This window comes from Candidatus Methylomirabilota bacterium (assembly GCA_036001065.1).
In the GTDB taxonomy this organism is placed as follows: domain Bacteria; phylum Methylomirabilota; class Methylomirabilia; order Rokubacteriales; family CSP1-6; genus MNEF01.
This window is the reverse complement of record DASYUQ010000185.1, coordinates 1-5733: the sequence shown is the minus strand read 5'-3', so window position 1 is coordinate 5733 and position 5733 is coordinate 1. Positions and strand designations below refer to the sequence as shown.

The following is a 5733-nucleotide window of genomic DNA, read 5'->3' as shown; positions in this document are numbered from 1 at the left end:
TCCCCCGCCCGGAGCTGCGCGAGGGCCTCATTCGCCTCCCGCATGGGGGCGGTGCCGGAGATGACCGCCTTGACCCGGCCGTCGTTCACCAGGCTCGCCGCGTCGGCCACGTCTCGCACGGAATGGTTGTGCGAGGCGATGATCTGGAGCCACCTGTAGACCAGCTGGGCCGGGTCGATGGGGACGGTCTGCTCGTAGTGGTAGCCCAGGATGACGAGCCGTCCGCCCGGCCGCAAGAGATCCACGCACTGCTGGATGACGGGCGGCACGGCGTCCCCTCCCACGATCTCCAGGGCCAGGTCCGCGCCCACGCCGTTGGTGAGGCCGAGGACCGTCTTCACCGGGTCCGCCCGCAGGGCGTTGATGGTGTCGAGGGCGCCCAGCTCGCGGGCCTTCTCGAGCTTCTCCTCCTTCACGTCCACCCCGATCACGCTCGCCCCCAGGTGGCGCAGGATCTGCAGCGCGTGGAGGCCGAGGCCGCCCAGCCCGAACACGACCGCCGTCTCGCCCAGATCGACGCGGGCCATGCGGATGGCATGGAGGGGGGAGCCGAGCGTCCCCCCGATCAGGGAGGCCGCCTCCATCGAGACGTGGGGGCCGACCTTGACGAGGTTGCGGTCCGCGACGGCGACGAGCTCGCCGAAGCCGCCGTCGATCTCGAACCCCATCCGCCCCGGCGAGTGCAGGCACATCTCCTCGTGGCCGGCCCGGCACATGCGGCAGCGACTACATGTTTGCTTGGCCACCATCACCACCCGGTCGCCCGGGCGGACGGACTCGACCTCGCTCCCCACCTCGACCACGACCCCCGCGCTCTCGTGGCCGAGCAGCAGGGGCGGCTTGACCGACTTCACGAGCCCGTCCACGATCTTGAGATCGGTCGCGCACAGGCCGTTGGCCTTGGATTGGACGAGGACCTGACGAGCGCCGATCTTCGGCTCCGGCACCTCCTGCCAGGAGAGGGGTTTGCCGAACTCCTTGAGCACCATCGCCTTCATGGGCGGATCCTCGGAGTGGATTTGCGCCTGGTCCTTCTCGGCGCCCTCGTTTCTTCGGCTCGGGCGATCGGATGCGAACCAGCTCCAGCCTGGGCAAGGGCCTCGGAGTGCTTGAGGTAGGTCTCGATAGACGCCACGACCACGCGCGCCTGGATGGTGATGAGATCGATGCCGACCAGCGACACACGCACCCACGCGTCGATCACGATGCCCTTGTCGAGGACCCGGTCAAGGACCTCGATGAGATTGTTACTGGCGGCTGTCCTCTCGATGGGCATAACGCACCCCATTACCCACGGACGGTGCCTTGTAATGCCGTGCAAGGATACCGCGAACCTTACCCAGCTTGCTCAGGACCTGAGCATTGACTCGACTGCTGCTACATAGTCTTCTCCCCTTGGGGGGCGATACGCCGATGGCGCATAGAGGGAGCGTCGCGCTAGGCACTGGCAAACAGCTCCCACGCCCTCGAGGATGGAACCGCTCGATCCCCATCGAGCCATCGTCCGCTTCGAAGACCCAGTCAGTGCTTCGGTGGGATCCACGCCGTTCATGCCCACCTCCTGACCCGCACCGGCAAGCAGGCTACTCCCCGCTCCGGGCGCTCACGGCGTGGCATCGAGCCCCTACTTTCGTCCGCGACTCAGGATATCCTCGAGCTTCGAGCGACGATCCTTTTCCGAACGAAGCTCCTCTTCGGTCCTCTTCAGCCTCGACTCCACCGCTTTCCGCTCCTCGCGCGCCACCTCGGCCGCGACCTGTTGGCCCTTCAGGGCCTGCACTTCCTCCCGCATTTGCCGGAGCGGAACGCCCCACCACAGGAATCCCACCAGGCCTCCCAGCAGCAATCCCGCTATCACCCCCATCGTGGCCGTCTTCATTGGGACCTCCCTGCTCGCCGCGCTCAGCGCTCCGCTGGGTCCGCCACACGCTCGCGCGCCAAACGCGCTTCCGGTGTCGTGGGAAACTTTTCGACCAGATACTCGAGCCGGTCGTGAGCGGGCGCCGGCTGCTGGAGCTCGAGCAGCACCAGCGCTTCCTTGTACAGAGCGGCCGGCACCTTGTCGGCGCCCGGATAACGCTCCGCGACGTCGTGAAACGCCTGCGCCGCTTCCTTGAGCGCCTGGTCAGTCCGCTCCAGCTCCCCCGCATCCTGATACCGGTGCGCGAGGCTGAGATAGGCCTCCCCGATCCAGTACTGCGCGTTGTCCGCGACCTCATCGTCGGGATGACGCCGCACGAACTCCCGAAAGCCGCCGATCGCGAGCGCGTAATTCCCTCGACTGAAATCCAGGTAGGCCGCCTGGTAGAGATCTCGCGGGGTCGACTCGGTGCCCGGTCGAAGATCGGTGGGCGGACTCGTCGAGATCATGGCCGCCGGCGCCGGCGGCATCACGGAGAGGCCGGGAGCCGCCTCGGCCACGCCGGGCGAGCTCTCGCGCGCGGCAATCCGCGCATTGATCTCGTCGACCCGCGCCGTGAGCGCGGTGAGCGCGTGGGTCAGGGCCTCCAGTTCACTCCGGGCCGCGACGCGGTCGAAGCTCGTTGCCAATGCCTCGACCCGTGCCGCCAACTCGCCCAGCGTCGCCGAAAGCGTGTCGAGACGCTGCGCGAGCATGGCGCTCTGGCGCGTCCCTTCGGCAGCCTGTTCACGGATGAGCCCGGCCAGCGCGACCCGAATCGTTTCTTGCTGCTGTCTGGCGAGCTCCGCGCTCGTCGTGAGCCGCTCGATCTCGCCTCGCAGCTGGTCGAGGTCACCGCGGCTCGCCCTCGCCGAGACATCGGGGGTGCTGGCGCAGCCCACCAGGAGCGTGAGGAGGGAAAGCAGCAGCAGAGGCGCCGGTCGGGCGTGTGCTGGGCTCGCGCTTCGGGCCATCACCGCATCTCCATCTTCTCCGCTTGCTGCCAATCCACCAGGAAGGGCGCGCGCCGGTTTTGGGCTCAGCATGCTTGGTCGCGTCCGATGCATAGCGACCGTTCGTCGCCGTAGCTGAGGCCGGGTCATGAGCCGCCGGCTCCGTCAGGGGTCCGGCAGCAGGAGTACCCGCGTACGCCGGACCTCGATCCCCTCAGCTCGGCCGTGGTCGAGGCCGGCGACGACGAGGCGGAAACCGCGCCGTGCGGTCACGACCACCGGCTCGGCGCGTCCCGGGACGACGTACCAGGCCCGGTCGCCCGGGCCGAGCCCCCCGCTCATCGCCAGCCCGACCCAGGCGCTCACCGGACGCCAGCGGAGCCGGATGGGAGGGACCAGCGCCAAGAGGCCGGTCGCCACGGCGGCGAGGCCGGCTTGCGTGTCGGGACTGACGTCGAGCGCAGCCGCCAGGACCGCCCAGGCCGCGAGCCAGGCAACGAGCGCGTCGAGCCACCGGAGGTAGCGGAGGCGCGAAGCCCAGCGCTCGACGGCGTAGGGGGTGGTCCGGATCGGCGTTCGCATCGAGATCGTCCTCCATTATCCGGCGGCGGGAGCGGGGTGTAACGCGCAGCCGTACATGTCGGCCGCGAGGAACGTGCCACGGGGCCGGAGAGCGAAGGCCGGTCGTCCGGCGGCCAACATCCGTACGCCCCCGCTGGGGCCTCACGTCGACCGTCCCGGCCCGGCCAGGAGCCAGAGGACCGTCACGAGCAGGATAGCCTGGACCACCCAGCCGATCGTGCTGACGCCGACCGCCCGCCACGTGCTCTTGTAGTCAAGCGCCTGTCTGACCGCGATCACCGTCGCCACCAGCATCCAGACCCCGGCCACCAGAAAAACGAGCCCTCGAACGGGCCCGATCACGCCGAGCACGCGGAGGACGCCGGGGGCGCTGGCGAAGCCGACCGTGCGCAGGAGCTGGGCATGGCTCGCGTGCGTCGCCGGCTCGGGCCACAGTCGGGTGCCGATCCAGTAGGCTAGATAGGCCCAGACGAACCAGCTGACGAGCGCCGCCACCGTTCCCAGGACGATCTCGCCGAACCCCCGGGCACCAGAACCGACGCCGGCGGCGACGGCCGCCAGAACGACGACGCCAGCCGCCTGCGCGGTCGCGCGCGGATCGTCCTCGACCTCCTCGAAGAGCTGGGCATCCAGCCTGGCCGCCCGGAGCGCACGGCGCGCGAAGTCCACCTCCATCGATCCCTCCGTGCTAACGGGCCAGCCCTGGCCCGGCCGCGTCCTTCAGGTACCGGTAGTATTCGCTGTCCGTCGTGAGGATCAGCACCGAGTTCTTGTTCTGCGTCTCCTTGTAGGCCTCGAGGGTCCGCGAGAACGCATAGAACGCGGGATGGCGATTGTAGGCATCGCCATAGACCCGCGTGGCCTTGGCGTCCGCCTTTCCACGGATCTCCTGCGCCCGCCGGTAGGCGGCCGAGCGGATCTGGCGCAGCTCTTTCTCCATGGTCCCCAGGATCTCGGCACTCTGGCCTTCTCCCTCCGACCGGAAGCGGGCGGCGATCCGTTTCCGCTCGGAGATCATCCGGGCGTAGACCTTCTCGCGGACGCTCTCCACGTAGTCGAGGCGCTTGATCCGCACGTCCACCAGCTCGATCCCGTACTGCGGGATGATCCTCCGGGCCTCGGCCAAAATGGTCCGGGTGATCTCCTCGCGACCGCGGCTGACTTCCTTCTTCAACTCCTCCCGCACCTCGGCGGGGACCTCCTCCAGGATCTCTCCCGCGGGGACCTCCCACGAGGCGCTCCGGACCAGCTCGACCAGCTCGCTGGCGGAAACCTGGTCGCGGACGACGGAATCGATGATGTCGTCCAGGCGGGACCGGGCTCCGGCCTCGGTGGCCACGTTCTCCAGGAACTTCTTGGCGTCGGCGATCCGCCAGCGGGCGGTGGTGTCCACCCAGATGAACTCCCGCCCTTTGGTGGGGATCTGGTTGGGGTCGCCGTCCCAGATGAGGAGGCGCTTCTCGAAGCGCCGGACCTCCTGGACGAAGGGGAGCTTGAAGTGCAGGCCCGCCTCGGTCACCGCCGCCCCCACGGGCCGGCCGAACTGCACGATGATCGCCTGCTGGCCCTCCTCCAGGGTGTAGAAGGTTCCGCTGAGCACGAGGAGGATCACCACTGCGAGGATGCCGAGGCCGACCTTCAGCCCGGTCTTCATGGCTGTTTCCCTCCTGGGGCGGGCCTGTCACCCGCCTCCACGTGGAGCCAGGGCACCAGGGCCTTCTGATCGCCGTCCACGATGTACAGAGCCTTCGCCTCGGGCAAGATGGCGCCCAGGGCTTCCAGGTACAGGCGGCGGCGAGTGACCTCCGGGGCCCGCCGGTACTCCTCCAGAATGGCCTCGAATCGCGCGGCCTCTCCGTTGGCCCGGTTGACGCGCGCGATGGCGTACCCCTCGGCCTCGGTGATTGTCCGGGCCGCCTCGCCCCTGGCCTTGGGGATCTCCCGGTTGGCCTGCTCCTGGGCCTGGTTGATCGTCCGTTCCCGGTCCTGGCGCGCCTCGTTCACCTCGTTGAAGGCGGGCTTGACGGGATCCGGGGGCGTCACGTCCTGGAGCTCCACGGTCACCAGGCGGATGCCGGTCTCGTAGTGGCTCAGGATCGTCTGCATCTCCTCCTTCATCTTGCTGGACACGGCCACCCGCCCCACGGTAAGGACGTCGCTGCCCAGCCGGTTGCCGACGATCCGGCGCATGACGGCCTCGGCGATGTCCCGAATCGTCTGCTGCGGCTCCCGGACCCGGAAGAGATAGCGGACCGGGTCCTCGATCCGATACTGGACGATCCACTGGACGTCGATCAC

The 5733-nt window shown here is 68.7% G+C and carries 8 protein-coding genes; all 8 read right to left on the bottom strand.

Annotated elements, in window-relative coordinates; all coding sequences use genetic code 11:
• The coding region (locus VGV13_18180) for an alcohol dehydrogenase catalytic domain-containing protein (GenBank protein ID HEV8643020.1) at positions 1-998 on the bottom strand (998 nt) is incomplete at its 3' end.
• The gene (gene gvpA / locus VGV13_18175) at positions 995-1276 is read right to left on the bottom strand and encodes a gas vesicle structural protein GvpA (GenBank protein HEV8643019.1); all 282 of its coding nucleotides are present in this window, start codon (positions 1274-1276) and stop codon (positions 995-997) included. The genes gvpA and VGV13_18180, both read right to left, overlap by 4 nt.
• 348 nt (positions 1277-1624) lie before the next feature.
• Positions 1625-1879, bottom strand: a complete 255-nt coding sequence (locus VGV13_18170; protein ID HEV8643018.1) for a hypothetical protein — start codon at positions 1877-1879, stop codon at positions 1625-1627.
• A gap of 23 nt (positions 1880-1902) precedes the next feature.
• Positions 1903-2946 (bottom strand): tetratricopeptide repeat protein, encoded by a 1044-nt coding sequence (locus VGV13_18165; GenBank protein ID HEV8643017.1) that lies wholly within the window; start codon positions 2944-2946, stop codon positions 1903-1905.
• Positions 2947-3018: 72 nt separating this feature from the next.
• Positions 3019-3435: a hypothetical protein gene (locus tag VGV13_18160; protein HEV8643016.1), complete on the bottom strand. Its 417-nt coding sequence runs from the start codon at positions 3433-3435 to the stop codon at positions 3019-3021.
• A 141-nt stretch (positions 3436-3576) separates the two neighbouring features.
• Positions 3577-4110 carry a YIP1 family protein gene (locus tag VGV13_18155; GenBank protein HEV8643015.1) on the bottom strand — a complete coding sequence of 178 codons (534 nt, stop codon included), beginning with the start codon at positions 4108-4110 and terminating at the stop codon, positions 3577-3579.
• Positions 4111-4123: 13 nt separating this feature from the next.
• Positions 4124-5089 (bottom strand): protease modulator HflC, encoded by a 966-nt coding sequence (gene hflC / locus VGV13_18150; GenBank protein ID HEV8643014.1) that lies wholly within the window; start codon positions 5087-5089, stop codon positions 4124-4126.
• The coding region (hflK, locus tag VGV13_18145) for an FtsH protease activity modulator HflK (GenBank protein ID HEV8643013.1) at positions 5086-5733 on the bottom strand (648 nt) is incomplete at its 5' end. The genes hflK and hflC, both read right to left, overlap by 4 nt.